Source organism: Azospirillum agricola (assembly GCF_020005195.1).
GTDB lineage: Bacteria > Pseudomonadota > Alphaproteobacteria > Azospirillales > Azospirillaceae > Azospirillum > Azospirillum agricola.
In genome coordinates this window covers 256,222-281,107 of the sequence record NZ_JAIFZR010000005.1, presented here as the reverse complement: position 1 = coordinate 281,107, position 24,886 = coordinate 256,222, and the positions used below count along the sequence as shown (strand labels likewise).

At 70.9% G+C, this 24,886-nt stretch carries 28 protein-coding genes; 15 read left to right on the top strand and 13 right to left on the bottom strand.

What is annotated here, in order from left to right:
- The first annotated feature begins 96 nt into the window (after positions 1–96).
- The gene (locus JN22_RS16205; RefSeq protein WP_085554953.1) at positions 97–705 is read left to right on the top strand and encodes a PadR family transcriptional regulator; all 609 of its coding nucleotides are present in this window, start codon (positions 97–99) and stop codon (positions 703–705) included.
- A 35-nt stretch (positions 706–740) separates the two neighbouring features.
- Entirely contained in the window at positions 741–1,034 is a 294-nt protein-coding gene (locus tag JN22_RS16200) for a DUF2218 domain-containing protein (protein WP_085557194.1), read from the top strand.
- A gap of 93 nt (positions 1,035–1,127) precedes the next feature.
- Here JN22_RS16200 and JN22_RS16195 read toward each other — a convergent pair whose 3' ends face one another.
- The 3 genes from JN22_RS16195 to JN22_RS16185 all read right to left on the bottom strand — a co-directional run bounded on the left by JN22_RS16195 (position 1,128) and on the right by JN22_RS16185 (position 3,607).
- Complete coding sequence (locus JN22_RS16195) at positions 1,128–1,760, bottom strand: 2OG-Fe(II) oxygenase (RefSeq protein ID WP_085554952.1); 633 nt, start codon at positions 1,758–1,760, stop codon at positions 1,128–1,130.
- Positions 1,761–1,818: 58 nt separating this feature from the next.
- Positions 1,819–2,475 carry a 2OG-Fe(II) oxygenase gene (locus JN22_RS16190; RefSeq protein WP_085557193.1) on the bottom strand — a complete coding sequence of 219 codons (657 nt, stop codon included), beginning with the start codon at positions 2,473–2,475 and terminating at the stop codon, positions 1,819–1,821.
- Between the two features lie 151 nt (positions 2,476–2,626).
- On the bottom strand, positions 2,627–3,607 hold the full coding sequence (locus JN22_RS16185; RefSeq protein WP_143268340.1) for a mitochondrial fission ELM1 family protein: 981 nt from the start codon (positions 3,605–3,607) through the stop codon (positions 2,627–2,629).
- Between the two features lie 146 nt (positions 3,608–3,753).
- Here JN22_RS16185 and JN22_RS16180 point away from each other — a divergent pair, with 146 nt between their 5' ends.
- Positions 3,754–4,314 carry an Lrp/AsnC family transcriptional regulator gene (locus JN22_RS16180; protein ID WP_085554951.1) on the top strand — a complete coding sequence of 187 codons (561 nt, stop codon included), beginning with the start codon at positions 3,754–3,756 and terminating at the stop codon, positions 4,312–4,314.
- Positions 4,315–4,318: 4 nt separating this feature from the next.
- Here the strand turns inward: JN22_RS16180 and chrA are convergent, their stop codons facing one another.
- Positions 4,319–5,605, bottom strand: coding sequence for a chromate efflux transporter (chrA, locus tag JN22_RS16175; protein ID WP_085554950.1), 1,287 nt, complete (start codon positions 5,603–5,605; stop codon positions 4,319–4,321).
- A 319-nt stretch (positions 5,606–5,924) separates the two neighbouring features.
- Here chrA and JN22_RS16170 point away from each other — a divergent pair, with 319 nt between their 5' ends.
- Positions 5,925–6,833 (top strand): dienelactone hydrolase family protein, encoded by a 909-nt coding sequence (locus tag JN22_RS16170; RefSeq protein WP_085554949.1) that lies wholly within the window; start codon positions 5,925–5,927, stop codon positions 6,831–6,833.
- Between the two features lie 20 nt (positions 6,834–6,853).
- Here JN22_RS16170 and JN22_RS16165 read toward each other — a convergent pair whose 3' ends face one another.
- The 4 genes from JN22_RS16165 to JN22_RS16150 all read right to left on the bottom strand — a co-directional run bounded on the left by JN22_RS16165 (position 6,854) and on the right by JN22_RS16150 (position 9,319).
- Complete coding sequence (locus JN22_RS16165) at positions 6,854–7,057, bottom strand: hypothetical protein (RefSeq protein WP_085554948.1); 204 nt, start codon at positions 7,055–7,057, stop codon at positions 6,854–6,856.
- A gap of 153 nt (positions 7,058–7,210) precedes the next feature.
- The gene (locus JN22_RS16160) at positions 7,211–7,384 is read right to left on the bottom strand and encodes a hypothetical protein (RefSeq protein ID WP_179166175.1); all 174 of its coding nucleotides are present in this window, start codon (positions 7,382–7,384) and stop codon (positions 7,211–7,213) included.
- Between the two features lie 80 nt (positions 7,385–7,464).
- On the bottom strand, positions 7,465–7,563 hold the full coding sequence (locus JN22_RS35230; protein WP_396022001.1) for a helix-turn-helix domain-containing protein: 99 nt from the start codon (positions 7,561–7,563) through the stop codon (positions 7,465–7,467).
- 265 nt (positions 7,564–7,828) lie between these two features.
- On the bottom strand, positions 7,829–9,319 hold the full coding sequence (locus tag JN22_RS16150) for a DNA recombination protein RmuC (RefSeq protein ID WP_085554947.1): 1,491 nt from the start codon (positions 9,317–9,319) through the stop codon (positions 7,829–7,831).
- A gap of 146 nt (positions 9,320–9,465) precedes the next feature.
- On the opposite strand from JN22_RS16150, the gene JN22_RS16145 reads away from it, so the two are divergent.
- Positions 9,466–10,029 carry an NUDIX hydrolase gene (locus JN22_RS16145; RefSeq protein ID WP_085554946.1) on the top strand — a complete coding sequence of 188 codons (564 nt, stop codon included), beginning with the start codon at positions 9,466–9,468 and terminating at the stop codon, positions 10,027–10,029.
- A gap of 13 nt (positions 10,030–10,042) precedes the next feature.
- Here JN22_RS16145 and JN22_RS16140 read toward each other — a convergent pair whose 3' ends face one another.
- Together JN22_RS16140 and JN22_RS16135 are read right to left on the bottom strand one after the other, a co-directional pair.
- Positions 10,043–11,182, bottom strand: a complete 1,140-nt coding sequence (locus JN22_RS16140) for a ChaN family lipoprotein (protein ID WP_223677753.1) — start codon at positions 11,180–11,182, stop codon at positions 10,043–10,045.
- Between the two features lie 222 nt (positions 11,183–11,404).
- Entirely contained in the window at positions 11,405–11,641 is a 237-nt protein-coding gene (locus tag JN22_RS16135; protein WP_143268339.1) for a hypothetical protein, read from the bottom strand.
- Positions 11,642–11,698: 57 nt separating this feature from the next.
- Between JN22_RS16135 and JN22_RS16130 the strand changes: the two genes are divergently transcribed.
- Both JN22_RS16130 and JN22_RS16125 read left to right on the top strand, forming a co-directional pair.
- The gene (locus JN22_RS16130) at positions 11,699–12,436 is read left to right on the top strand and encodes an SDR family NAD(P)-dependent oxidoreductase (RefSeq protein ID WP_085554945.1); all 738 of its coding nucleotides are present in this window, start codon (positions 11,699–11,701) and stop codon (positions 12,434–12,436) included.
- Between the two features lie 58 nt (positions 12,437–12,494).
- Positions 12,495–12,926 (top strand): DUF29 domain-containing protein, encoded by a 432-nt coding sequence (locus tag JN22_RS16125; RefSeq protein ID WP_085554944.1) that lies wholly within the window; start codon positions 12,495–12,497, stop codon positions 12,924–12,926.
- 8 nt (positions 12,927–12,934) lie between these two features.
- Here the strand turns inward: JN22_RS16125 and JN22_RS16120 are convergent, their stop codons facing one another.
- Both JN22_RS16120 and JN22_RS16115 read right to left on the bottom strand, forming a co-directional pair.
- Positions 12,935–16,132, bottom strand: coding sequence for an error-prone DNA polymerase (locus JN22_RS16120; protein WP_085554943.1), 3,198 nt, complete (start codon positions 16,130–16,132; stop codon positions 12,935–12,937).
- A gap of 46 nt (positions 16,133–16,178) precedes the next feature.
- Positions 16,179–17,756: a Y-family DNA polymerase gene (locus JN22_RS16115; RefSeq protein WP_085554942.1), complete on the bottom strand. Its 1,578-nt coding sequence runs from the start codon at positions 17,754–17,756 to the stop codon at positions 16,179–16,181.
- A gap of 162 nt (positions 17,757–17,918) precedes the next feature.
- Between JN22_RS16115 and JN22_RS16110 the strand changes: the two genes are divergently transcribed.
- The 3 genes from JN22_RS16110 (at position 17,919) to JN22_RS16100 (ending at position 20,261) form a co-directional block, all read left to right on the top strand.
- A complete protein-coding gene (locus JN22_RS16110; protein WP_085554941.1) occupies positions 17,919–18,422 on the top strand; it encodes a hypothetical protein in 504 nt (167 codons plus the stop codon).
- A gap of 121 nt (positions 18,423–18,543) precedes the next feature.
- The gene (locus tag JN22_RS16105; protein WP_085557190.1) at positions 18,544–19,038 is read left to right on the top strand and encodes a HupE/UreJ family protein; all 495 of its coding nucleotides are present in this window, start codon (positions 18,544–18,546) and stop codon (positions 19,036–19,038) included.
- A gap of 161 nt (positions 19,039–19,199) precedes the next feature.
- Positions 19,200–20,261, top strand: a complete 1,062-nt coding sequence (locus JN22_RS16100) for a TAXI family TRAP transporter solute-binding subunit (RefSeq protein ID WP_143268338.1) — start codon at positions 19,200–19,202, stop codon at positions 20,259–20,261.
- Between the two features lie 22 nt (positions 20,262–20,283).
- Here JN22_RS16100 and JN22_RS16095 read toward each other — a convergent pair whose 3' ends face one another.
- Complete coding sequence (locus JN22_RS16095; protein ID WP_085554939.1) at positions 20,284–20,928, bottom strand: glutathione S-transferase family protein; 645 nt, start codon at positions 20,926–20,928, stop codon at positions 20,284–20,286.
- A 161-nt stretch (positions 20,929–21,089) separates the two neighbouring features.
- Between JN22_RS16095 and JN22_RS16090 the strand changes: the two genes are divergently transcribed.
- From JN22_RS16090 to JN22_RS16070, 5 genes are all read left to right on the top strand, one after another.
- Entirely contained in the window at positions 21,090–22,466 is a 1,377-nt protein-coding gene (locus JN22_RS16090) for a leucyl aminopeptidase family protein (protein ID WP_085554938.1), read from the top strand.
- Between the two features lie 173 nt (positions 22,467–22,639).
- Positions 22,640–23,662 (top strand): flagellar motor switch protein FliG, encoded by a 1,023-nt coding sequence (gene fliG, locus JN22_RS16085; protein ID WP_085554937.1) that lies wholly within the window; start codon positions 22,640–22,642, stop codon positions 23,660–23,662.
- A 108-nt stretch (positions 23,663–23,770) separates the two neighbouring features.
- Positions 23,771–24,013, top strand: coding sequence for a DUF4160 domain-containing protein (locus JN22_RS16080; protein WP_085554936.1), 243 nt, complete (start codon positions 23,771–23,773; stop codon positions 24,011–24,013).
- Positions 23,988–24,269, top strand: coding sequence for a DUF2442 domain-containing protein (locus tag JN22_RS16075; RefSeq protein ID WP_085554935.1), 282 nt, complete (start codon positions 23,988–23,990; stop codon positions 24,267–24,269). Before JN22_RS16080 ends, JN22_RS16075 begins: the two co-directional genes overlap by 26 nt.
- A 106-nt stretch (positions 24,270–24,375) precedes the next feature.
- Positions 24,376–24,852 (top strand): MarR family transcriptional regulator, encoded by a 477-nt coding sequence (locus tag JN22_RS16070; protein ID WP_085554934.1) that lies wholly within the window; start codon positions 24,376–24,378, stop codon positions 24,850–24,852.
- Positions 24,853–24,886 lie beyond the last annotated feature (34 nt).

The window sequence follows — 24,886 nt, the reverse complement described above, 5'->3', positions numbered from 1 at the left end:
TCCTGGATGTCATCGCCGCATTTCCCCCTTGTCGCCGGCACGGTTTCGATATATCTAATTTTTCGATATATCGAAACTATATCAAGAGAGGGTCTGATGTTTCGGCATCTGTTTCACAAGGGCAGCCATCGCTTTTCCCGACCGGATTCCGAGGAGGAGGGCGGCGGTCGCGGCTTCGGCCGGGGCGGCCGGCACGGTCATCGCGGCGGCTGGGGCGGCTGGGGCGGTGGCCGCGAACGCGGCGAGGGCCGCGTCTTCGGCCAGGGCGACCTGCGTCTCGTCCTGCTCTGGCTGATCGAAGAGAAGCCGCGCTCCGGCTACGACTTGATCAAGTCGATTGAGGAACTGGTCGGCGGCGCCTACAGCCCGAGTCCTGGCGTCGTCTACCCGACGCTGACCCTGCTGGAGGAGCAGGGCCACATCCGGGTGGCGTCGAGCGAGGGCTCCAAGAAGCTCTACGAGATCACGCCCGAGGGCGCCGATGCGCTGAAGGCCAACGCCGCGACCATCGCCGCGATCCGCGAGCGCATCGCCCATGTCCGCGCCCACCATGGCCGGGAGCCCGCGCCGCAGATCGTCCGGGCGGTGGAAAATTTCAAGCTGGCCTTGCGGTTGCGGCTGTCGCGTGGCGAACTGACGCCCGAACAGATTCAGGCCATCGCCGAGGCCGTCGACGCCGCCGCCCTGGCGGTCGAGCGCGCCTGAGCGGCGGTTTCATGGAAACGGAGGAGAACCACATCATGGCCGCATCGACCACGCGCATCGCGACGGCGAACGCACGCCGCTACATGACCCAGCTCTGCAAGCATTGGGCGCACAAATTCGCGGTGACCTACGACGAGAACCAAGGCGCCGTGCCCTTCAGCGAGGATCGCCTGTGCCGGCTGGCCGCCGACGACACGGGGCTGGACATCACCATCGAGGTGGCGGACGCGGCGGGGTTGCCGCAACTCCAGCAGGTGGTGATCGACCACCTGAAGCGCTTCGCCTTCCGCGAGGAGTTGGGCGAGCCGGTGTGGACGCCGGTGGGGTGAGGGGAGGGAGCGTGTTTCGAGACACGGGCCGCGCCCCGGCCGCTCCCCCCGCTGGGCGGGGAGCGGCCGGGTGGGGCAAGGGGTGAAGGAGCTTCAATACCCCTTGGACTGGCCCCCGAACACGCCCTTGGCCCAGGCGCCGACGCGGTGGCGCCACTGCTCGTGCCAGATGTAGACGCTGCCCTTGACCCAGTTCATCTGGATGGCCCGGCGCTGGCCCTCGAAGGGGTGGTGGCCGTGCCAGGAGGTGTCGCTGCGGCGGAAGCACATCAGGGTGCCTTCCTCCGGCGGAACCTCGGCGGCGTAGTCTTCCAGGTTCTGCGAGCGCAGGATGCGCAGGCGCCCGCCCGCCGCTTCCCAGGGCGGGTTCATGTAGATCAGCACGGTGATGACCTTGCTCGCCGAATCCGGATGGATCTTGCCGTCCGTCGCCCGGCACATGCCGCGCGCGGTGAACATGGTTGGGTACTGCGACAGGTCGAGGTCGAACTTCTCGGAGAAGGCCTTGCAGACCTCCGGCCCCTTCAGTTCCTTGATCATCGCGTCGAAGGCCGGCCCCTGCGGGAAGACGCCGAGCGGGATGGAGCCCGGCTTGTCCACCTTCGGGTAATCGCGGTGCAGCGCCTCCAGATGCTCCTTCTTCACGAAACCGGGCACGCACAGGAAGTCGTACGGATCGTGTTGCAGGGGCGTGGCGCGGAACTTGTCCAGATCGAGCATGGACATCGCAGGAGGTCTCCAGGCGGAATGACGGTCGGCGACCGTCGCTATCGGCGGCTATTAATCACGCAATGGGCTGATCGGGGAAGCACAGCTCGTGGCGCGCCCGCCATTCCGGCGAGACATAGTTGACGATGATCGACTTGCGCACGCCTTCGATCGGCCGCTTGGCGAAGCCGTGCCACGTGTCGGCGCCGGGGATGAAGATCAGCCCCTCGTTGAAGGCGTAGGGCGCGCGGGCGACGATGGTCTTCGTCGAATCCAGAACGTCGGTCCCCCAGTCGGCACAGTTCGGCCCCTTTGAGAGATACACCAGCATCGTGTATTTCTTCACGCCGATGTCGGTGTGTGGCTCCAGCCAGAAGCCGTCGGTGTCCTGGCAATACTCGATGCGCAGGCTGGTGCCCGACAGGTCGACGTCGCAGGTGCGCTGGATGGCGTCGGTGACCTCCCGGCTCTGGAAGGCCTGGGCGACCGTCTCGCACACCGGATGCTTCGCGCGGTTCTCCGCCCCGAAATAGGTGCGCGACGCGTTGTTGGTCTCGCGCTTGCCGTAGGTGTCGGACACCCGCGGCGGACCCCAGGGCAGGGCGGCGATGGCGTCGGCGGAATCCTCCGGCAGCGCCTCGGTCAGCAGCCAGTGCCGGTAGGGCTGGGAGGACAGCCGGCTGCCCTCCAGGCAGCGCAGGAAGCTCTGGGAGACGGCGGCAGGGGTGGTCATGGTGTGGTCATCCGGATCGACGAAACTTTGGCGGATCGGCGAAGCTTTGGGCATCTGCCTGCGATCGAGGCTGCGCGTTTATGGCACGGAGCCCGCCGCCGGGCCGCCGCAAAACCGGCCCTGCCGGTGGGTGTGCGGTTTCGTCGCAAGATCATTGCGTGTGATGCCGCGCCCGGTGCACCGCAAGGCGGTGGCGCAGCTCGTCGGCGACGCCCCGGGTGTCGTTCAGCAGCTGGTGGTCCCATGTGCCGAGCGTGCCGTCGAAGCGCCGGGTGATGCCGTCCTTGTAGAGCCCGTCGTGGAAGGCGCGGAACTTGGGCGAGCCGCCGTCCAGCTCGATGACGTAGGTCGGCTTGCCGGTCGAGCAGGCCTCCGACGTCATCGACACGCTGTCGCAGGTGACGACCACGGCGTCGGCGAGGCCGAGATAGCCGAAATAGGGGTTCTCGCCGGTGCCGTCCCACACCTCGGCCGGCAGGCCGGACAGGCGGGCGCGCAGGATCGCCTCGTTGTCGGCCCCGGTGCGGCGCGACGGCGTCACCATCAGCCCGGCGCCGTGGCTGCGCGTCAGGTTGACCAGCTTCTCGGCCACCTCGCCCATGATCGCCGGGGTCAGGCTGTAGACGCCGTTGTTGCCGCCGATCAGCACGGCGACGCGCGGGTGCGGCAGATGGGCGAGGCGGGGAGCGAAGCGGGCCGCCGCCTCGGCCAAAATCGCGGGCGTCACCCGGTGCAGGGCGCCGCGTGTCACCAGCACGTTGTCGCCGCGCAGCTTGTCGTGGCGCGGCACCACGACGAGATCGAAATGGCGCGGCGAAATCTGCGGATCCTGGATCTGCACGGTGAAGGTGCGGCCGCGCGACTGCCGGCGCACCGCCAGCGACGGCGCGATGCTCTGCCGCCCGGTGCCGATCAGCAGGTCGGGCCAGGGCGCCTGGATCGGGTCGCCGCCCGGCCCGGCGGCGAAGCGGTTGCCGACGCGCAGGTAGGGGCTGAGCTGGCGCCAGGGGGAGCGCAGCGACACGCGCTTGACGACGGGCGTCAGGCCCAGCGCCTCGGCCAGGCCGATGCACTGGTTCTCCATGCCCGGCTTGCCGTCGGACACCACCCAGCAGGTCAGGAGCTGCATCATATCTCGGATTGTTGTGGGAGCGAAGGGAGGAGAGCAAAGCGCGGCATCAGGGGCGACCGCTCTTGCAGGGGTTTCGGTCTTGGCGTAGACACCATCACCGTGTAATATCCTTTCTCCAAATCACCCCCGGAGCGACCGAGTAAACCATGCGGCGGGTCAAACTCGACCGAATTGACCGGCGTATTCTGCGCGACCTGCAGAACGACGGTCGGATGACCAACGTGGAGCTTGCCCGGCGTGCCGGCATCTCCGCCCCGCCCTGCCTGCGCCGCGTCCGCGCGCTGGAAGAGGCGGGATTCATCCGCGGCTATCACGCGGACGTCAACCCCGACGCGCTGGGGTTCGGCGTGACCGTGTTCGCTCAGGTGGGCTTGAGCAGCCAGGCCGAAGCGGACCTAAAGAAATTCGAGGAGCTCGTCAACAGCTGGCCGCTGGTGCGCGAGTGCAACATGCTGGCCGGCGAGTACGACTTCGTGCTGAAGATCGTCGCGGAGGACTGGGACGACTACCAGCGCTTCCTGACGACCAAGCTGACGGCGGCGCCCAACGTCGCCCATGTGAAGTCGGCCCTGTCGATCCGCACCTCCAAGCACAACCCCGGCGTTCCCATCGACGTCGATTCGCCCGACATCCCCGAGGGGACCGAGGACGAGGAGGACGAGGATTTCGCCGAGGACGAGGCGCCCGCCCGCGTCACCCGGCGCTGACGGGCTAGAGGATCGTGGCGGCGAAGGCCCGGACGAGGCCCGCCGCCGCCGCGGCCAGCACCACCCAATGGATGGCGGCGTTCCAGCGCACCAGCGCCGCGAGCGCCGCCGCCATGACCGCCCAGGCCCAGAGCGTTCCGCTCCAGCCGCCGGCCCCTCCATCCGGCAGCAGCACGGCCACTCCCAGATAGACGCCCAGATTCAGGATCACCCCGACCACCGCCGCGGCGATGGCCGCGAGCGCGCCCGCCGCCATGCGGTTGTGGATCAGCCGCTCGACATAGGGGGCGCCGGCGAAGATGAACAGGAAGCAGGGCAGGAAGGTGACGTAGGTCGTCAGCGCCGCCCCCAGAAGCCCGGCCTGGAGCGGCGTCAGCGCGCCGGGATGGTTCCAGCCGGCGAAGAAACCGACATACTGAGTGACCAGGATCAGCGGCCCCGGAGTCGTCTCGGCCAGCGCCAGCCCGTCGACCATCTCGCGCGGCGACAGCCAGCCCTGGATCTCCACCGCCTGCTGCGCGATGTAGGGAAGCACGGCGTAGGCGCCGCCGAAGGTGACGAAGGCCGCCTTGGTGAACAGCGCCGCGACGCCGCCCCAGGGCTCGGTCCCGAAGAGCGCCAGCACCGTTCCCACCGGCACCGCCCACAGCAGAGCGAACAGAAGGGCCAGCGCCGCCAGCCGCCCCGGCCGGGGGGCGGCCTCGGGAAGGATGGCCGAGTCGGCCGGGTGGGGGTGGGCGAACCAGTGCCGGCCGCTCCACGCGGCGATCCCGCCGGTCAGCGCGGCGATGCCGATCACCAGCGGGAAGGGCAGGCCGAAGGCGAACAGCCCCAGGAAGGCCGCCGCCGCCAGGGCGACCGCCGCCGGTCCCTTCAGCGTGCGCCGGCCCATGCGCCAGACGGCGGCGAGCACGATGGCGACCACCGCCGGCTTGATCCCGTCGAAGACCGCGCCGACCATTCCGGTGTCGCCATGCGCCGCCGCCAGCCAGGACAGGGCGAACAGCACGAGGGCGCCGGGCAGCAGGAACAGCACGCCGGCCACCAGCCCGCCGCGCACCCCGTGCAGCCGCCAGCCGACATAGGTGGCGAGCTGCTGAGCCTCCGGCCCCGGCAGCAGCATGCAGAAGTTCAGCGCGTGCAGGAACCGCGTCTGGTCGATCCAGCGCCGCCGGTCGACGAGTTCGCTCTGCATCATGGCGATCTGCCCGGCGGGGCCGCCGAAGCTGGTGAGGCCGAGGCGCAGCCAGTAGAGGCAGAAAGGCAGGAAGGCTGGGGTGGGGGTGGTCATGGCGGCCGGTGGTTGGGGGCAGGACGTGAAACACGGCCCCACCCCGACCCTTCCCGCTCACGCGCAAGCTTCGCTCGCGCCGACGCTCCCGGCGGACCGTCGGGCCACCGGGAGCAGGGGAGGGCCGGGATGCGGGCCGTGTCCGAACCGTGATCCCTGCTTACCGCAGACCCGCCCCGTCCGCACGCCGCAAAATTCGCACCGCCCGCCGTTCGGGCTCAATCCCGAGGCCCGGTGGTTTTCCGGCGAAGCGGTGCTAATATTGCAATCGCGAGCGCCGCCGACGGGGTGGCGCGCCGGGTGCCGGGGACCTGCGAGAATGATGGCTTCTACCCTGCGTCTTGCGGTGGTGGCGGGAATGGCGATGGCGGCGTGGACGGTCGCGCCGTCCGCCGCGCGGGCCGCGTCGGGCGTGCACGCCGAGGAGATCGTGCGCTTTCCCTCGCAGGACGCCGACCTGACCGGCGGCGCCCCCACCACCCTGACCGGGCGCCTGCTGCGTCCCGCCGGCAGCGGTCCGCACCCGTCGGTGGTGCTGCTGCACGGCTGCGGCGGTCTCTACGCCAAGAGCACCGGGCGGGTGTCCCCGCGCCATGTCTGGTGGGCGACGACGCTCCAGCGCCAGGGCTACGAGGTGCTGATGGTCGACAGCTTCGGCCCGCGCGGCGTGTCCGACCTCTGCACCGCCAAGGAGCGTCCGGTCCGCGCCTCGGTCGAGCGCAAGCGCGACGCCTGGGCGGCGCTGGCCTATCTGCGCCACCGCCCCGAGGTGGATCGCGGCCGGATCGCGGTCATGGGCTGGTCGCAGGGCGCTGGCACGGTGTTGGCCGCCTTCGGCGCCGGCGAGGATGGGCCGGCGGGGTCGGAGGAGGGCGGCTTCCGCGCCGCCATCGCCTTCTACCCCGGCTGCAAGACCCCGCTGGGCGACGAGGACTGGCAGCCCGACGGCCCGCTGCTGATGCTGGTCGGCGAGAAGGACGACTGGAACCCGCCGCAGAGCTGCGTCGAGCTGTCCAAGCGCGACGTGGTGAAGGAACGGATGGAGCTGGTCGTCTACCCCAACGCCTACCACGGCTTCGACGCGCCCGACGCGCCGGTGCGCAAGCGCAAGGATCTGGCGACGGTTCCCGGCGGCACCGCGCATGTCGGCACCGACGAGGACGCGCGCAACGACGCCATCGCGCGGGTGACGAGTTTCCTGAACGAGCGGCTGCGCGCCGGCGGCTGACGTCCCCGGTCCGCCGCCCGTCAGTCCAGCGAGAAGATCTTCGCCCCGACTCCGTTGTCGAGCAGCACCGTCGCGAACAGCGTCAGGATCGGCACCAGGAACATCAGGCCGATGACGCAGCGGATCAGCAGATCCTTGCGGCGGGCCGACCGGCACAGCGGGCAGTCGTCGGGGCCGTGCCCATAGTCGGAACCGCAATAGGGGCAGGCGGTGGTGTCGCTCATGATCGATCGGTCTTTCCCAGGCGTCCCCACCACGGGCTCGGGGCCATGGGCGTAGGATTGGCCGCATTGTGGGCCAATCCCGCCGCCGTCCGTCATGAAATCCCTGTCATCCGCGCCCCGGTCCCGTCCGGCGGCCGTCCAGACGTGGCGTGCTCAGAGCAGCGCCATGGCGCCGACCCAGCCTCCCAGCGCCAGGATCGCCAGCAGCACCAGCGTCGTGCCGATCACCGCGTTGGTGCGGCGAATCGAAAGGCAGTTCGGGCAGCCGCTCTCCTCCGCCGGGTAGGTCTTGTGGCAGCGCTCGCAGCGGACGGTCGGGTCCGTCATGGCAATCCTCGTGGGGGAACGGAAGGTTGGGAAGGTCACCGCCAGGGCGGGCGGCGCGGCGTACGCTAGCACAGGCGCTCTCAGTCCGCATCGCCGCCGCCGGCTCCGGAACCGGCGTCCAGGTCGGCGGGCTGGCACTCCGCCACGGCGCAGATCCGGGCCAGCGTCTCGAACCGCAGCCCTTCACCTTTCCGGTGCGCGGCAGCGACAGGTCGGCCTTGGTGATGCCGATGCGCTGGGCCAGCTCCTTGGCCTTCATCCTGCGGCGGGCGAGCATCTGGTCGAGCGTGCGCGAATGGGCTTTGAGTCGGACGAACATTGGGTTGGACGAAGCCGGGGGTGGATGAAGCCGGCATTCTCATCGGCCAGGGCGGCGGACTTCGGACCTGATGAGCGGCACGGGCACCGGTCGCCTCAACGACGGCACGCCGATCAAGGTCGCCTTCAGTCCGCCGCCGAGGACGGAATGACCGGCTCCACCTGGAATTCGGCTGTCCGCAAGTCGGAGGGCCGAAGATCGGAGGCCCGCAGCTCCGCCGCCTGGAGGCGGCGCGGGCTGTGGTCGAGCGGCTCCAGCAGCGGCAGCTCGGCGCCCTCGGGGGCGGCGTGCAGGTCGCGGAAGCGCCGCGCGGTGACCAGCACGCGCGATTCCAGCGTGCCGACCGCGCCGTTGTAGCAGCCGACCGCCTTGTCGAGCTGCGAGCCCAGCCGCTCCAGATGGCCGCCCAGGTCGGACAGCCGCTTGTACAGTTCGCCGCCCAGCGCGCTGATCTCGCGGGCGTTGTCCGCCAGCCGTTCCTGCCGCCAGCCATAGGCGACGGCGCGCAGCAGCGCGATCAGGGTGGTGGGCGTGGACAGGATCACCCGGTGGTCGATGCCGGCCTCGATCAGCGCCGGATCCTGCTCCAGCGCGGCGGAGAAGAAATTCTCGCCCGGCAGGAACAGCACGACGAATTCCGGGCTGTCCTGGAACTGGTCCCAATAGGCCTTGGTGCCGAGCTGCCTCATGTGCTCGCGCACATGGCGGGCGTGGCGGGCCATGCCGTCGCGGCGCCCGGCCTCGTCGGCCGCCTGGAGGGCGTCGAGATAGCCCTCCAGCGGGGTCTTGGCGTCGACGACGATGGTCTTGCGGCCGGGCAGGGTGACGACCAGATCGGGGCGCAGCCGGCCGTTTGCGCTGTCCACCGTCGCCTGTTCGAGGAAGTCGCAATGGTCGAGCATGCCGGCCATCTCACAGACCCGGCGGAGCTGGATCTCGCCCCAGCGGCCGCGCGCGGCTGGGCTGCGCAGGGCGCGGACGAGGTTGCCGGTCTCGGAACGGAGCTGGCTCTGCGTCTCGACCAGCGACAGCACCTGCTGCCGCAGCCCTTCGTAGGCGCCGGCGCGGGTGGTCTCCATCTCGCGGATCTGGCGGTCCATGGTCTCCAGCGTCTGACGCACCGGATCGACGATGGCGGCGATGGCGGTCTGCCGCTTGTCGAGGTCGCCCCTGGCCTGCTCCTGGAAGCCGCTCAGCGTCTCGCGCGCCAGGTCGAGGAAGCTGCGGTTGTTGTGGCGCAGCGCCTCGGCCGACAGCGCCTTGAAGCTGTCGGACAGGGTGGCCTGGGCACGCTCCAGCAGGGCCAGCTTCTCGGCGGCGGCGGCGCGCTCGGCCTCCAGGCTGGTGGCCAGCTCGCCCTGGCGCTGGCGGGCCGCCGCGATCTCGCTCTGGAGGCGGGCGATCTGGTGGTCGCGCGCCTCGACCTCTTCGCGCAGGTCGTCCTCGACCCGTTCGGCAAGGTCGAGCCGGGTGGCCAGTTCGGCGTGCAGCGCCGCGGCGGCGGCCTCGGCGCGGGCGGACGCGGCGCCCAGGATCGCCCAGACCAAGCCACCTCCCAGGCAGAGTCCGGCGAATCCACCCAGCGCCAGCGATACGGTGTCCACCGCGACCTGCATGCAACCCCTCGACCGACCGTCGTCACGCGAAACCGAAGGGGTGCAGCCTACAGGAACGAATCGCGAATTGGAACGGGGCGCGAACAGACGCGCAAGCGCCGCTTCTCCGCTTGTCCAACGGAGGGCTCCGCGCCATATCGGAGGCCATGTCCGACGATACCCTTTCCCCCGGCGGTCCCCGTGTGCGCGCCATCCCGCCCGGCGAGGATCGCGAGCGGCTGCTGTGCCCCGACTGCGGCTACATCGCCTACCAGAATCCGCTGATCGTGGTGGGCTCGGTCGCCACCTGGGAGGATGGGCGCATCCTGCTGTGCCGCCGCGCCATCGAGCCGCGCAAGGGCTTCTGGACGCTGCCCGCCGGCTACATGGAGGAGCGCGAGAGCACGGCCGACGGCGCCGCCCGCGAAGCCTGGGAGGAGGCGCGGGCGCGCATCGCCACCGGCCCGCTGCTGGCGATCTACGACATCCCGCGCATCAGCCAGGTGCAGTTGATCTTCCACGCCCGGCTGCTGTCCGACGACATCGCCGCCGGCCCGGAGAGCGAGGAGGTCGGGCTGTTCGCCTGGGAGGAGATCCCGTGGGGCGAGCTGGCTTTTCCGACCGTCCATTGGGCGCTGCGCGAGCACCGCGAGCGGCTGGGGCGCGGCGGCTGCGCCCCGGCGGTCAACCCGACCCCCGACGCGCTGGCCCGCTGGGCGACCATGCTGTAGCGCGCCGCCCGCGTCACTCGGCGGGGAATTTCGCCACCACGTCCTGCGTCGCCTCGCCCCGGCGCACGGTGATCGGCAGCCAGGTGCCGGGGGCCTGCCGCTGGACGATGGCGGTCAGGTCGGCGGGCTTGCGGATCGGGTTGCCGGCGGCGCTGACCAGCCGGTCCCCGGCGGCCAGGCCGGCGGCGGCGGCGACGCTGTTGTCGAGCACCGAGCCGATCCTCACCCCGTCGGGCGCCGGGTCGAGCTGCACGCCCAGCCGTGGGCGCGGCGGCTCGGCGGGCTCTTTCGACGGGCCGAGTCCGAACACCGCGTCGGCGACGCGGCCGTCGAGATCGGCGCAGGGGCGGTCGGCGTCCCAGGGCAGCAGGACTGCCGAGTCGGGAATGCCGAGGTCGGCGAGCTGGTGCGGCACGCCGTTGCGCTGCTCGGCGTGGCCGGCGCCGAGGATGGCGACGACGCCGCGGCCGGTGGCGCGGCGGGTGTCGGCGATGCGCTCGGCCATCGCGCGGTCCCAGATGCTCTGCGCCTCGATGAAGCGCTCCGCCGCCTCGGGCGGCGAGTCCGGCCGGTTGTGGGCGGCCAGCGTCTCCAGCAGCCGTTCGCGGTAGGCGGCGGTCGGCGGGGCGGGGTTGCCGACGCCCTCCCGGTCCGCTTCGGGGACGGCGGCCCAGCCCTCGCGGGCGATGCGGGAGATCAGCGTGCGCTCGACGTTCAGCCCGACCACCGGCAGCCGGTGCATGCGGGCGAAATGCAGGATCGGCATGTAGAAGGCCGGGTCGAAGCCCCAGACGTTGCGCCAGTCGCTCTCCTTCAGGAAGGTGGCCTCGTCCAGCCCACCGGCCGACCAGCGGTCGAGCAGCGGCTGGAGCCGGCGCGGCATCATCTCCAGCCCGACCGCCAGATCGGGGTTCAGCGCGTGCAGGCCGGCCAGCGCGTGGAGCTGCCAGCGGTGGTGCTCGGCCTTGTCGTGCTGCTCGCCCAGCAGGACGGCCGGCTGTTCGGCGACCCGGCGCAGCAGCGGCGCCGTCTCCTGGCGCCGGCCGGTGCCGTCGGCCCAGACGCCCGGCGGAACGCAGGCGGGCGCCGTCTCCTCCGCGCGCAGCGGAAGGGCGGTCAGCAGTAGCAGGGCGAGCAGGGGAAGGCGGCGCACGGGGCAGCTCCGTCGTGAAGGCATGGCCCCAAGGTTGGGCATGGCCGGCACGGCGTCAACGGCGCCGTCGGGGTGGCGCCGCCGGGTTGATGAAGCCGCGTTCAGGATCGGAGCCCGGAGCGGCGCCGCCGGGGCCGGGGTGGCGACGCGGCTCCGGTGGGCGGCTACCAGCCGCCGGCCGCGAGCATGGCCGATCCCTGCGACAGCCGGGCGCTGAAATAACTATTTTAAAAAGATGGTGACGTATTTTCGCATCCAGAAGTATTCTGCGACGATACCCATCGCGTGATCGGCGGCGTTAAAATTTCTCGTGGAAATTGCATGTGCCCTGCGCCGCTTGGAGAGGAGCGGTCCCAAGGCGTTCGCCATCCGGTGCAACGCACGCTTTTGGAGCTTTTCCCGTGGGAGGAAACCCGTTTCCGGGCCGAGCCGTGGGGCCGGCGGGGTGTTGCCGGCCATGCGCGTGGACCGCTCGCGACTCTTCCGCAACGGCCCGGACCGCGCTAGCATGGCGTTATGCCGCACCGTAAGACCGTCATCCTGACCGGCGCCAGCCGGGGTATCGGACACGCCACCGTCGCGCGCTTCAGCGCCGAGGGCTGGCGCGTGATCTCCTGCTCGCGCGAGGACGTCCCGGCGCATTGCCGGCGCGATCCCAACTGGACCCACCACATCCCGACCGACCTGTCCGATCCGGCCAGCCGCGCCGCCTTCGTCGAGGAGGCCAACGACGCCCTCGACGGCGCGCCGCTGCACGCGCTGATCAACAACGCCGGCATCTCGCCCAAGACGCCGATCAGGGAGCGGCTCGGCTGCCTGAACGGCTCGCTGGAGGGCTGGCACCGGGTCTTCGAGCTGAACTTCTTCGCCACCCTGGTCCTGGCGCGCGGCTTCGCGGCACCGCTGTCGCGGGCCAAGGGGGCGATCGTCAACGTCACCTCCATCGCCGGCCATTCGGTGCATCCCTTCGCCGGCTCGGCCTATTCGACCTCCAAGGCGGCGCTGTCGGGCCTGACGCGCGAGATGGCAGTGGAGTTCGCCGAGATCGGCGTCCGCGTCAACGCGGTGGCCCCCGGCGAGATCGAGACGGCGATGACCGGCCCGGAATACGACGTGCTGATCCCGCGCATCCCGCTGAAGCGCATGGGCACGCCGGAGGACGTCGCGGCGGTGATCTTCTACCTGTGCGGTCCCGATTCGGCCTATATCACCGGAACCGAAACCTTCATCACCGGCGGCCAGCACCTGTTCTGAGAAGGCTCCGCTACCGCCGGACGGCGCCTCCCGTATGAGGGGCACAGGGATCGCAGCGATGAGCAGTCTCTACGATCGTGATTTCTACGCGTGGGCCAACGAGCAGGCGGCGCTGCTGCGGGCGGGGCAATGGTCGGCCGCCGACGTCGCGCACATCGCCGAGGAGATCGAGAGCATGGGGCGGAGCGAGAAGCGCGAACTCGTCAGCCGGCTGACCGTGCTGCTGCTCCATCTTTTGAAGTGGCAATTCCAGCCGGCGCTGCGCGGCAATTCCTGGCGCCTGTCGGTCGCCAACGCCCGCGACCGGCTTGTCGATCATCTCGACGACAACCCAAGCCTGAAGGCCAAGCTGCCGGACGCGACGGCATCGGCCTACCGCTACGCCCGACGCGAGGCGTCGGCGGAATCCGGATTGCCGGAGGACATTTTCCCGTCCGACTGCCCCTGGTCCTTCAAAACCTTGATGGCTCAGGATTTCTGGCCGGAGTGACGGCCAGCTCAATGAAAGTTCCGGCCCGAGGGGAAGACTCCTTGCTCCGCCGGGGCGAGCGCGCCGGTCCGCTGGCCGGGGGTGAAATCGCCCATCAGTTCGCCCAGCCGGTGGGTCAGGTCGACCAGCGTCTCGACCCGCAGATGCACCACGCCCTCGTGGTTCTGCACCCGGCCGGTGGCGGCCAGCAGGCGGGCGGTCATGATCGGGCGGCGGAAGGTCTCGAACAGGTCGGGCAGGACGACGAGGTTGGCGACGCCGGTCTCGTCCTCCAGCGTCAGGAAGACGACGCCCTCGGCGCTGCCCGGCCGCTGGCGCACCAGCACCAGCCCGGCCACCGTCAGCCGCCGGCCGTCGCGGGTGGCGGCCAGCCGCTCGGACGGGGTGATGCCGGGCAGCCCGTCGCGCAGCAGCGCCAGCGGGTGGGCCTTCAGCGACAACGACAGGCTGCCGTAATCCATCACCACATGCTCGCCCAGCGGCATGGCGGGCAGGGGGGCGTCGGGCTCGTCCGCCGCGTTGCCGTCGAGCCGGGCGAACAGCGGCAGGGGTGAGTCGCCCAGCGCCCGCACCGTCCACAGCGCCGCCCGCCGGTCCAGCCCGACCGAGCGGAAGGCGTCCGCCCTGGCAAGCCGTTCCAGGGCGGCGGCCGGCAGCCGGGAGCGCCGCCACAGGTCGTAGGCGTCGCGGTAGCCGCCGGCGCGCGACAGGACGAGCGCCTTGGCGTCGGGTTCGGTGAAGCCCTTGATCAGGCGGAAGCCCAACCTCAATCCGAGCCTTTCCGCCTTCGTCCCGCTTTCCGCTCCGGGGAGAGGGGGCGGGGCGTCGGGCTGGACCGGTTCCAGCACGCAGTCCCAGTCCGAGCGGTTCACGTCCGGCGGCAGCACGGTCACGCCGTGCCCGCGGGCGTCGCGGACGATCTGGGCCGGGGCGTAGAAGCCCATCGGCTGGCTGTTCAGCAGCGCCGCCGCGAACACCGCCGGGTGGTGGCACTTGAGCCAGGCCGACACATAGACCAGCAGGGCGAAGCTCGCCGCGTGGCTCTCGGGGAAGCCGTACTCGCCGAACCCCTCGATCTGCCGGAAGCAGCGTTCGGCAAAGTCGGGCGGGCAGCCGTTGGCGAGCATGCCGGCGATGAATTTTTCGCGGAAGCGGTGGACGTCTCCGCTCTTGCGGAAGGAGGCCATGGCCCGGCGCAACCGGTCGGCTTCCGCCGCGCTGAAGCCGGCGCCGACCATGGCGATCTTCATCGCCTGTTCCTGGAACAGCGGCACGCCGTAGGTCCTGCGCAGCACCGGCTCCAACTGCGGCATCGGGTGGGTGACCTCCTCCTCCCCGCGGCGGCGGCGCAGGTAGGGGTGGACCATGCCGCCCTGGATCGGGCCGGGGCGGACGATGGCGACCTCGACGACCAGGTCGTAGAAATTTTCCGGCTTCAGGCGCGGCAGCATCGACATCTGCGCCCGGCTCTCCACCTGGAACACCCCCAGGCTGTCGGCCCGCCCCAGCATGGCGTAGACGCGCCGGTCGTCCGGCGGCAGGCTGGCGAGCGTCAGGCGCGGCCCGCCATGGTGCCGCTCGATCAGGTCGAACGCCTTGCGCACGCAGGTCAGCATGCCGAGCGCCAGCACGTCGACCTTCAGGATGCCCAGCGCGTCGATGTCGTCCTTGTCCCACTCGATGGTGGTGCGGTCCTCCATGGCGGCGTTGGCGACCGGGCAGAGGTCCGACAGCGGCCCGCGCGTGATGACGAAGCCGCCGACATGCTGCGACAGGTGGCGGGGAAAGCCGATCAGCTCCTCCGCCAGCTCCAGCGTTTGCCGGAGGCGCGGGTCGTCGGGATCGACGCCGCAGCGCCGGGCGCGCTCCGCGTCGACGCCTTTCGAACTCCAGCCCCAGATCGAGCCGGTCAGCCGCGCCACCAGATCGGCCGACAGCCCCATCGCCTTGCCGACGTCCCGCAGCGCTCCGCGCGCGCGGTAGCGGATGACGGTCGCGGTCAGCCCGGCGCGGTGGCGCCCGTATTTTCCGTAGATGTGCTGGATGACCTCCTCGCGCCGCTCATGCTCGAAATCGACGTCGATGTCGGGCGGCTCGTTGCGGGCGGTGGAGATGAAGCGCTCGAACAGCAGCTCGACCTCGGTCGGGTCGACGGCGGTGATGCCCAGGCAGTAGCAGACCGCCGAATTGGCGGCGCTGCCCCGGCCCTGGCAGAGGATATCCTGCGCCCTGGCGAAGCGCACGATGTCGTGGACGGTCAGGAAATAGGGCGCGTAGCGGAGCTGCCCGATCAGCGCCAGCTCGCGCTCCACCGTGTTCCGCACCGGGTCGGGGATGCCGCCGGGGTAGCGTTCCCTCGCCCCCTCCCAGGTCAGCGCGACCAGCGTCTCCTGCGGGTCGCGTCCTTCGGCCACCTCGTCGGGGTACTCGTAGCGCAGTTCGTCCAGCGAGAAGCGGCAGGCGTCGGCGATCTCCACCGTGCGGGCAACGGCGTCGGGATGGTCGCGGAACAGGCGGGCCATCTCGACGCCGGCCTTCAGGTGGCGCTCGACGTTGGCGGCGAGCCGCCAACCGGCCGTGTCGATGGTGGCGTGGTGGCGGATGCAGGTCAGCACGTCGGCCAGCGCCCGGCGCGACGGGTGATGGCACAGCACGTCGTTGGTGGCGACCAGCGGCACGCGCTCGGCCGCCGCCAGCCCGGCCAGCCAGTGCAGCCGCCGGGCGTCGTCGCCCCGGTAGCGGTGGCTGGCGGCGAGGTGAAGCTGTCCACGCGCCAGCCCGCCGCGCCACGCCCGCAACTCGTGGACGAAGGACGGGTCGCGGCGGTCGGGCGGCAGCAGCAGGAGCAGCATGCCCTCGGCGTGGGCCAGCACGTCGGTGCGCGCGAGGAAGCACTCCCCCTTGGGCGCCCGCATCTTGCCGAGGGTCAGCAGGCGCGACAGCCGGGCGTAGGCGGCGCGGTCGGTCGGGTAGGCGAGCAGGCTGTCGGCGTCGGTCAGGTCGAGCCGGCAGCCGATCACCGGCCGGATGCCGGCCGCCTTCGCGGCGGCGTGCATCTGGACGACGCCGGCCAGCGTGTTGCGGTCGGCGACGCCGATGGCGGCGTGGCCGAGCCGCGCCGCCGTCGCGGCCAGTTCGTTGGGATGGGAGGCGCCCTCCAGAAAGGAGAAGCTGGTGGCGACCTGAAGCTCGGCGTAGGGGGTCATGGAAAGTGCCCTCTTCCGGGGCGGGAGAGGGAGAGCCGGCCAGCCCTCATCCGAAGAATCCGTGCAGGTACCAGCGCGGCGCGGCATCCGGCGGCGTGTCCGGCCGGTAGAGCCCGTCGCGGAACAGCCAGAAGCGCCGGCCGTCACGGTCCTCCACCCGGTAATAGTCGCGCGGGTTTCCGCCCCGTCCCGCTCCAGGACGCCACCATTCGGTTTCGATCCGCTCCGGCCCGTCGGCGCGGCGGACGCGGTGCAGGACGCCGCGCCAGCGGAATTGCAGCGGCGGGTCGTCGGGGACCGGAGCGGTCGCCTCGACCGGCTCGGGCGGGCTGAACAGCCGGACCGGGCGGGGGCGGTCGTCCGGCCAGCGGGCGATGGAGTCCCCTGCGGCCGGCGGGCAGCCGAGGGACGGGTGGCCGAGGGACGGATGGTTGGGGGGCGGGTGGCCGAGCGGCCGGGCGGGGGCGACGCTGCGCTCCGGCAGCCAGCTCTCGCGGGGCACCAGCCGCAGCACCGCCCGCTCGCCGAGCCGCGTGCCGAGCCGGTCGACCAGTTCGCCCAGCCCGCTGTCGTCGCCCTCGCCATCAAGCGCGGCCTGGATGGCGCCGAGCGGCGCCGTCTCGGTGGCGGCGAGGATCATCGTCTCGATCCCCGGCCCCGGCTCGACCTGTTCCAGGATCTGCCCGAACAGGCGGGCCAGCACCGCCGGGTCGCGGGTCGGGCGGCTGGCGCCGAGCGTCAGCCGCTGTGGCGCGTCGTCCAGACGCCGGTCGGTGCGGTGAGCCTCCAGCACCAGCCGCCGGGCGCCGTGCCCGGCCGCCTCCAGCCCGGCGCAGAGGGTGCCGAGCAGATGACGCATCGCCGCCGCGATGGTGTCGGCGGTGGCGATCGGCTCGGCGAAGGCGAGTCGCGCCTCATGCGGCTCCACCGGCCGGTGCGGCGAAACCGGTTCGTCGAGCCGCCCCAGCGCTTGGTCGAAACGCCGCAGCAGGCCGTCGCCGAAGCGGGTCGCCAGCGCCGCGCGGGGCAGGGCGTGCAGGTCGCCGATCCGGCGCAGGCCGACGGCGGCCAGCCCGTCGAGGGTCGCCACCGGCAGGCGCAGCGCCGCCATGGGCAGCGCGTCGAGTGCCTCGCGTCGCCGGCTGTCGGCGTCGCCGAAGCGCGCCAGCCCCCAGGCGGCGGCCGGGGTGGCGGCGATCGCGGCGCGGGCGGCGAAGCCGGCGTCCCGCAGGCGGCGGTGCAGGTCGGCGAGCAGCGCCGCCTCGCCGCCGAACAGATGGGCGCAGCCGGTGATGTCGATCATCACCCCGTCGGTCCCGTCGGGCGCGGTCCATGGGCTGTAGCGCCGGCACCAGCCGGCGATGCGGTCGAGCAGCCGGGCGTCGTCCTCGGGCGTTGCGTCGGCGACGTCGAGTCCGGGAAGCAGGGCGCGGGCGTCGGCCAGCGTCAGGCCGGGGAGGATGCCGGCGGTCTCCGCCACCCGGTTGACGGCAACGACCAGCCGGCGCCCGCGCTCGGTCCGCAGCAGCGCCAGCGGGAGCGCGCGCCGATCCGCCGCCGGACCGCGCGTGCGCGCGTCGGTCGGCAGGCGGGGCAGCCACAGCGCCAGAATGCGGCGGGCCATGCGTCGCTCACTTCTCAAAGCGTCGCTCACTCTTCAAATCGAACAAATCGTGAACATTCTAACGGCAAAGCTCACGCAGGGGGAGTCCCTCTTTCGGGGCCTCCTTGGGGCCTCCTTTGGGGTTGTCTTGTCGAAACGATAGGAAGCACCGACATTCCAGGAATGACCACACCGTTCCTGGCCCGCCATCGCTGGCTTCTTCCGTTGACCGCCCTGTTGGCGCTCGCCGCCTGCGCGCCGTCCGACCTGCGCGACGACATGCCGGGCCGCGCCCAGGGCTTCCCGCCGATCCACACCCAGACGCTGCGGCCCGGAGGGACGGCGCCCGGCGCCGACCTGTCCCCGCAGCCGACCCGGCGCTGGAGCCAAGTCCAGGCGGAGCAGGGCCGGGCGGGGCCGGGCGACCAGCCGCCCAAGCGCCGGCGCGGCAGTTCCTCGCCGCCGCCCGACCCGTCGGTGCTGCCGCAGCCGCCGCGCCCGGTCCCCTTGCCGCCGGTTCCCTCGACCCAGGGCGCCACCGACGCCTTCAAGCGCGACCTGATCCGACCGGAGGTCGACCGCATGCGCACAGACGACGCGATGGGCCGCCTCGACCCGCTGGGCCAGCGCGACCTGATGCGGCGCGAGAACGACCTGCGCCAGTTGGGCGACCCGCTGGCGCGCTAGGAGCGCGCGTCAGGTTCCGCCGGCTGGGGCCAGCCAACCTGAGCTTGCCAACTGGAGCTTGACCACCCGATGCCGCCCCGCCATACCGGCCCCCGGATCGACGCCGGAGGGGGGAATGGGCATGACGACGGTGACGGGCGCCTTCGGCACCGGGCTGACCGAGCCGGTGTGGGTGCTCCAGCATCTGCTGGGCTTTCTCGCCATCGGGATGTGGGCCGGGCAGACCGGCGGTACCGCCGTCTGGCAGGTGCCGGCCGCCGCCGTCACCGCGGCGCTGGCCGCCGGCATCGCCGCGCAGATGGGGTTGCGTCTGCCCTACGCCGCGCCGGGCCTCGCCGGGGCGCTGATCGTCACCGGCGGGCTGGTGGCGCTGGGGGTGAAGGCGCCGGTGGCGCTGGCGGTCCTGGCCGCCGCCGTCGCGGCGGTTTTCCACGGCCACCCGCACCAGGGGTCGCCGCTGTTCTGGAGCGGCTTCGCCACCGGGATGCTGCTGGTCTCCTGCGCCGGGCTGGGGCTGTCGATCGCGGTGACCCAGGCGGAGTCTGCCCGTGCCGTGCAAATCTGTGGCGGGGCGGTGGCCGTCGGAGGCGTTCTTGACCTCGTCGGCGTGATTTAACCGTTCACGGCTTGAAAAGCCGCCGTTGCGCAGAGATCTTTGCCTGACGAGACGTTCCTTCCCCCCGACCAAGAACGGGATAAGCCGTGCCCCGCGCAGGAGACAAGACCCGTTCCGAGCCCCCCGGCCATCCGCCGGCGGCGGCCTGTTCGCGTCGCCACATGCTTGCCGGCGCCGCGGCGCTCGGCCTGATGCCCGTCCTGCCCCTGTCCGCCGGGACGGCGGCGGCGCAGGAGCTGCGCTATTTCCGCCTCGCCACCGGCACGACCTCGGGCACCTATTTCCCGATTGGCGGGCTGATCGCCAACGCCGTCTCCAACCCGCCGGGCTCGCGCCCGTGCGACAAGGGCGGCAGTTGCGGCATTCCCGGCCTGATCGTGGTGGCGCAGGCGTCGAACGGCTCGGTCGAGAACATCGAGCTGCTGCGCTCCGGCGCGGTGGAGGCCGGCTTCGCCCAGGCCGACGTCGCCTATTGGGCCTACAGCGGCACCGGCAGCTTCACCGGCAAGCCGGCCTTCGAGGGGCTGCGTTCGCTCGGCATGCTCTATTCCGAGGCGATCCAGGTCGTCGTCCGCTCCGACGGCTTCATCGACCGCATGGCCGACCTGAAGGGGCGGGCCATCTCGCTGGGCGAGGAGGGGTCCGGCACGCTGGTGGAGGCGCGGCTGATCCTCGACGCCTTCGGCCTGTCGGAAACCACCATCACACCCGCCTATCTGAAGCCGGGCACGGCGGCCGACCGGCTGGCGAAGGGGGAGCTCGACGGCTTCTTCATGGTCGGCGGCTTTCCGGTCGCGGCGGTCAGCGACGTGGCGGCGCGGGTGCCGATCCGCCTGATCCCGATCGACGGCGAACCGGCGGAACGGCTGCGCCGCTCCCTGCGCTTCTACATCGAGACGGAAATCCCGGCCGAGGCCTACCCCGGCACCGCCCCGACCCCGACGCTCAGCCTGGGGGCCGAGCTGCTGACCCGCGCCGACCGCGACCCCGACCTGATCCACGGCGTGGTCAAAGCGCTGTGGCACGAGAACACCCGCCGCGTCCTGGCCGAGGGCCACCCCAAGGGCCGCAGCTTCGACCCGGCCAAGGCGGCGGTGAACGTGTCGATCCCGCTGCATCCGGGGGCCGAGCGCTACTACCGCGAGGCCGGGCTGCTCGGCAACGCGGCGAACGAGACGGACGCCCGCGCCCCCGTCCTGGAGCCGCCGCCGGCCAAGCCGTGACGCCCGGCCGGCCGCCGTCGCGTCAGAGGTCCAGGGTCCAGGGCTCGGCCTTGGAGGCGGCGGTCCAGTCCCGCATCGCCGGCAGGGCCAGCACCGCGTCCATGTAGGCGCGCGCCTCCGGTTCCACCGCGACCCCGTAGGTGGCGAAGCGGGTGATCACCGGGGCGAACATCGCGTCGGCGATGGTGAAGCGTCCGAACAGGAACGGCCCCGCCTGCCCGAAGCGGGCGCGGGCGTCGGTCCACAGGGACTGGATGCGGGCGATGTCGGCCGCCGTCTCCGGGGTCATGCCCTCGCCGTTGCGGTCCCGCTTCAAGTCCATCGACATGGTGGTGCGCAGCGCGGCGAAGCCCGAATGCATCTCCGCCGACACCGAGCGGGCGACGGCGCGGGCGTGGGACTCGTCCGGCCACAGCCCGGCGGCAGGGGCGAGTTCCGCCACATACTCGCAGATCGCCAGCGAATCCCAGATGATCCGCTCGCCGTGGAGCAGGCAGGGCACCCGGCCCGAGGGCGAGAGCGCGCGGATGCGCTCGGCCGTGTCGGGCTGGCGCAGCGGGACCAAGCTCTCCGCGAACGGCAGCCCGGCCTGCTTCAGCACCAGCCACGGCCGCAGCGACCAGGAGGAATAGGCCTTGTTGCCGATCAGCAGCGTCAGGTCGGTCATGGCGGACTCCGTGCAAGGGAAGGGACGCCGACCATGCCGGGGCACGCGCGGTCCGTCCACCCGACTGTCGCGCAGGGCACGCATGCCCCCCTTCCCAGCCACGCCGCCGCGCGCCATCCTTACGGGAACACCCGTTGGTCCCGTCATAAGGAACGCCCGTCTTGCTCGCCACCCTGCTCGCCGTCGCGGCCCCGGACACCGTTGCCCTTACTCCCATGACCAAGGCAGGCCTGCCGGACTGGCTTGCCGGCCAGCCGGCCGCCGTCGCCACCTGGGTCAAGGCCGTGGGCTTCACCGGCGACGCCGGCTCCACCGCCTTCCTGCCGGGGGACGACGGCGCCGTCGCCCGCGTGCTGGTCGGCGTGTCGGCGCTCGACGATCTGTGGGCTTTCGCCGGGCTGCCGGCCTCGCTGCCGGCCGGCTCTTACCGCATCGACGCGGCTTTCGACCGGCGGACGGCGACCCGCGCGGCGCTGGGCTGGGCGCTTGGCAGCTACCGCTTCGGGCGCTACAGGAAATCTGACAAGAGCTTCGCTGGTCTGGTCTGGCCCGCCGAGGCCGACCGCGGTGAGGTGGAGCGCGCGGCGACCGCGACCTTCCTGGTCCGCGACCTCGTCAACACCCCGGCCTGCGACCTGGGCCCGGCCGAACTGGCCGAGGCGGCGCAGGCCCTGGCCGACGAGTTCCAGGCCGGGCTGGACGTGATCGTCGGCACCGATCTGCTCGACCGCGATTACCCGGCGATCCACGCGGTCGGCCGCGCCAGCCCGCGCGCGCCGCGCCTGATCGACCTGCGCTGGGGCAACCCGGAGCATCCGAAGGTCACCATCGTCGGCAAGGGCGTCTGCTTCGACACCGGCGGTCTGGACCTCAAGCCGTCCTCGGCCATGCTGATGATGAAGAAGGACATGGGCGGCGCCGCGCACGCCCTGGCGCTCGGCCGCATGGTGATGATGGCCGGGCTGCCGGTGCGGCTGCGCGTGCTGGTGCCGGCGGTCGAGAACGTCGTGTCGGGCGACGCCTTCAAGCCACTCGACGTGCTGAACACCCGCAAGGGCCTGACCGTGGAGGTCGGCAACACCGACGCCGAGGGCCGCCTGATCCTGTGCGACGCGCTGGCCGAGGCGGATTCGGAGAAGCCGGCCCTGCTGATCGACTTCGCCACCCTGACGGGTGCGGCCCGCGTCGCGCTGGGTCCGGAACTGCCGGCGCTGCTGTGCAACGACGACGCTCTCGCCGCCGACCTCCAGGCGGCTGGGGGCGAGGTCGATGATCCGCTGTGGCGCCTGCCGCTGTGGGCGCCCTACCGCAAGGGACTCGACAGCAAGGTCGCCGACATCAACAACGTCACCACCCACGGCTTCGCCGGGGCGATCACCGCCGGCCTGTTCCTCCAGGAGTTCGTGTCGAAGGAGACGCCCTGGGCGCATCTCGACACCTACGCCTGGAACGGCTCGGCCCGTCCCGGCCGTCCGGAGGGCGGCGAGGCGCTGGGCCTGCGCGCCGCCTACGCGGTGATCGCCAAGCGCTTCGGCTGACGGCAAAGGCCAACTGCACGGCGGGCCGGGGCGAAATGAAGGGTTTTGGTTAAAATTGTCTCTTCTTTGGCCCGCCGAAGGGATGGCACGGCGAATCGGATCGTATTACAACATAAGGGGTGGGTGAGTGGCGGCCGGTTCGGCCGGCCTGATGGATTGGCGGAGACGGACACATGGCGCTCAAGGTTCGCGAGGACTACCGGACCCTGACCGGCCCGGAGAAGGCCGCCATCCTGATGCTCGCGCTGGGCGAGGAGCACTCGACCAAGCTCTTCTCGATGATGGACGACGAGGAGATCAAGGAGCTGTCCCAGGTGATGGCCAACCTGGGCACCGTGTCCGCCAACATCATCGAGCGGTTGTTCGTCGAGTTCGCCGAGCAGATGTCGGCGACCGGCTCGCTGGTCGGCTCCTTCGATTCGACCGAGCGGCTGCTGATGAAGACCTTGCCCAAGGACAAGGTCGACCAGATCATGGAGGAAATCCGTGGTCCCGCCGGCCGCACCATGTGGGACAAGCTGGCCAACGTCAACGAGTCGGTCCTGTCCAACTACCTGAAGAACGAATACCCGCAGACCGTCGCGGTGGTGCTCTCCAAGATCCGTCCCGAACACGCCGGCCGCGTGCTGACCCAGTTGCCGGAGAGCTTCGCGATGGAGGTCATCATGCGCATGCTGCGCATGGAGGCCGTGCAGAAGGAGGTTCTGGACGACGTCGAGCGCACGCTGCGCACCGAGTTCATGACCAACCTCGCCCGCACCAGCCGCCGCGACAGCCACGAGATGCTGGCGGAAATCTTCAACGGCCTCGACCGCACCACCGAGCACCGCTTCATGGCGGCCCTGGAGGAGCGCAACCGCGACAGCGCCGAGCGCATCAAGTCGCTGATGTTCACCTTCGAGGATCTGTCGAAGATGGACCCGAGCGGCGTGCAGACCCTGTTGCGCAGCGTCGACAAGCAGAAGCTCGGCACCGCGCTGAAGGGCGCGTCGGAGACGCTGAAGGACCTGTTCTTCTCCAACATGTCGGAGCGCGCGGCGAAGATCCTGCGCGAGGACATGGCGGCGATGGGCCCGGTCCGTGTCCGCGAGGTGGACGAATCGCAGATGTACATGGTGCAGCTCGCCAAGGATCTGGCGGCGCGCGGCGAGATCGTCATCTCCGAGGGCGGCGGCGAGAACGAACTGATCTACTGATCAGTGCAATCTGTCTCATGCAACGGGATTTAGGCGCAGATAATCCCGGTGATGCATGTCTTGACGTGTGCTTAGTGGGGTATCGCCCTCCGATCCAAGGACGACCTCATGCCGACCATCCATCGCCAAGACGGTTTTCGGTTCTACTTCTACAGCCACGAACCCAACGAACCCGCCCACGTTCATGGGGATCGCAGCGGGGCTTCGGTGAAAGTGTGGCTGACCTCGGTGTCCGTTGCGCATGATATGGGCCACTCGGCGAAGGACTTGGCCGAACTGTTGCGGATCGTGCGCGAGCATCGTGTCCGCTTCCTGGAGGAGTGGCATGGCTTTTTCGATTCCCAAGACTGACCTCCGCATCAAGTCTGTTGTCTGCGACGAGCATCGCCTGACGGTCGAATTGATGGATGGCCGCTCCATCGCCGTTCCGCTGGCTTGGTATCCCCGCCTGTTCGACGCCACGTCCAAGCAGCGCGGGCACTGGGAGCTTGCCGGCGGTGGTTATGGAATCCATTGGCCCGATCTGGATGAGGATCTGAGCGTCGAAGGGCTTCTGCGTGGCGCTGCCGCTCCGAAATCGCAGTTTCCTTCAGCACGGCCGGCCTGACCGCATGATGCGGCCGCGAAAGGCTTGCCTGCATGGGGCGGCTTAAGCGACACTCGGCGCGCGTGTTCCGGTTGCGGGTCCGGGCACGGCTTGGCTGGGGGGAGGCATGGCACGGAACCTCAAGGCGCTCGGGTTGTGGCGGACCGCGCTGGTCGCCAGCGTCCGGCAGGACGGGCCCGACCTGTCGGCCCGCCAGCTGGCGATTCTCCTCCAGGTCTATCTGACCGACCCGCCCCACACCGTGCGCGGCCTCGCCGCGACGCTGAACATCTCCAAGCCCGCCGTGACCCGCGCGCTCGACCGGCTGTCGGTGCTGAGTTTCGTCAAGCGCAAGCGCGACCTCGACGACAAGCGCAACGTGCTGGTCCAGCGCACCGTCAAGGGCAGCGTCTTCCTCTCCGACTTCGCCGAACTGGTGATCGCCGCCGGCGCCGTCACCGAGGAGGACATGGCGAAGGTCCGCGCCGACGAGGCGATGGCCGCTTCCGCCAAATCCCGCCTGGAGGCCGATCTGCTGTCCGGCAAGGCGGCGGCCCCGGTGGAGCCTTCCGCCGATGGTCCCCTGGCCGGGGTGCCGGCCTGATCCATCCGGCCTTGCCTCCTCCCGCCTTGACTAC

Excerpts from the sequence above, each read along its gene's own strand:
- JN22_RS16145 (WP_085554946.1), top strand. The coding sequence starts at position 9,466 with ATGTCCGACGATACCCTTTCCCCCGGCGGTCCCCGTGTGCGCGCCATC.
- JN22_RS16080 (WP_085554936.1), top strand. The coding sequence starts at position 23,771 with ATGCCGACCATCCATCGCCAAGACGGTTTTCGGTTCTACTTCTACAGC.
- chrA (WP_085554950.1), bottom strand. The coding sequence starts at position 5,605 with ATGACCACCCCCACCCCAGCCTTCCTGCCTTTCTGCCTCTACTGGCTG.
- JN22_RS16130 (WP_085554945.1), top strand. The coding sequence starts at position 11,699 with ATGCCGCACCGTAAGACCGTCATCCTGACCGGCGCCAGCCGGGGTATC.
- JN22_RS16180 (WP_085554951.1), top strand. The coding sequence starts at position 3,754 with ATGCGGCGGGTCAAACTCGACCGAATTGACCGGCGTATTCTGCGCGAC.
- JN22_RS16200 (WP_085557194.1), top strand. The coding sequence starts at position 741 with ATGGCCGCATCGACCACGCGCATCGCGACGGCGAACGCACGCCGCTAC.
- JN22_RS16195 (WP_085554952.1), bottom strand. The coding sequence starts at position 1,760 with ATGTCCATGCTCGATCTGGACAAGTTCCGCGCCACGCCCCTGCAACAC.
- JN22_RS16190 (WP_085557193.1), bottom strand. The coding sequence starts at position 2,475 with ATGACCACCCCTGCCGCCGTCTCCCAGAGCTTCCTGCGCTGCCTGGAG.
- JN22_RS16120 (WP_085554943.1), bottom strand. The coding sequence starts at position 16,132 with ATGACCCCCTACGCCGAGCTTCAGGTCGCCACCAGCTTCTCCTTTCTG.
- JN22_RS16110 (WP_085554941.1), top strand. The coding sequence starts at position 17,919 with ATGACCACACCGTTCCTGGCCCGCCATCGCTGGCTTCTTCCGTTGACC.
- JN22_RS16105 (WP_085557190.1), top strand. The coding sequence starts at position 18,544 with ATGACGACGGTGACGGGCGCCTTCGGCACCGGGCTGACCGAGCCGGTG.
- fliG (WP_085554937.1), top strand. The coding sequence starts at position 22,640 with ATGGCGCTCAAGGTTCGCGAGGACTACCGGACCCTGACCGGCCCGGAG.
- JN22_RS16095 (WP_085554939.1), bottom strand. The coding sequence starts at position 20,928 with ATGACCGACCTGACGCTGCTGATCGGCAACAAGGCCTATTCCTCCTGG.
- JN22_RS16075 (WP_085554935.1), top strand. The coding sequence starts at position 23,988 with ATGGCTTTTTCGATTCCCAAGACTGACCTCCGCATCAAGTCTGTTGTC.
- JN22_RS16115 (WP_085554942.1), bottom strand. The coding sequence starts at position 17,756 with ATGGCCCGCCGCATTCTGGCGCTGTGGCTGCCCCGCCTGCCGACCGAC.
- JN22_RS16160 (WP_179166175.1), bottom strand. The coding sequence starts at position 7,384 with ATGACGGACCCGACCGTCCGCTGCGAGCGCTGCCACAAGACCTACCCG.
- JN22_RS16150 (WP_085554947.1), bottom strand. The coding sequence starts at position 9,319 with ATGCAGGTCGCGGTGGACACCGTATCGCTGGCGCTGGGTGGATTCGCC.
- JN22_RS16125 (WP_085554944.1), top strand. The coding sequence starts at position 12,495 with ATGAGCAGTCTCTACGATCGTGATTTCTACGCGTGGGCCAACGAGCAG.
- JN22_RS16100 (WP_143268338.1), top strand. The coding sequence starts at position 19,200 with ATGCTTGCCGGCGCCGCGGCGCTCGGCCTGATGCCCGTCCTGCCCCTG.
- JN22_RS16135 (WP_143268339.1), bottom strand. The coding sequence starts at position 11,641 with ATGGCCGGCAACACCCCGCCGGCCCCACGGCTCGGCCCGGAAACGGGT.
- JN22_RS16070 (WP_085554934.1), top strand. The coding sequence starts at position 24,376 with ATGGCACGGAACCTCAAGGCGCTCGGGTTGTGGCGGACCGCGCTGGTC.
- JN22_RS16185 (WP_143268340.1), bottom strand. The coding sequence starts at position 3,607 with ATGATGCAGCTCCTGACCTGCTGGGTGGTGTCCGACGGCAAGCCGGGC.
- JN22_RS16170 (WP_085554949.1), top strand. The coding sequence starts at position 5,925 with ATGATGGCTTCTACCCTGCGTCTTGCGGTGGTGGCGGGAATGGCGATG.
- JN22_RS16165 (WP_085554948.1), bottom strand. The coding sequence starts at position 7,057 with ATGAGCGACACCACCGCCTGCCCCTATTGCGGTTCCGACTATGGGCAC.
- JN22_RS16205 (WP_085554953.1), top strand. The coding sequence starts at position 97 with ATGTTTCGGCATCTGTTTCACAAGGGCAGCCATCGCTTTTCCCGACCG.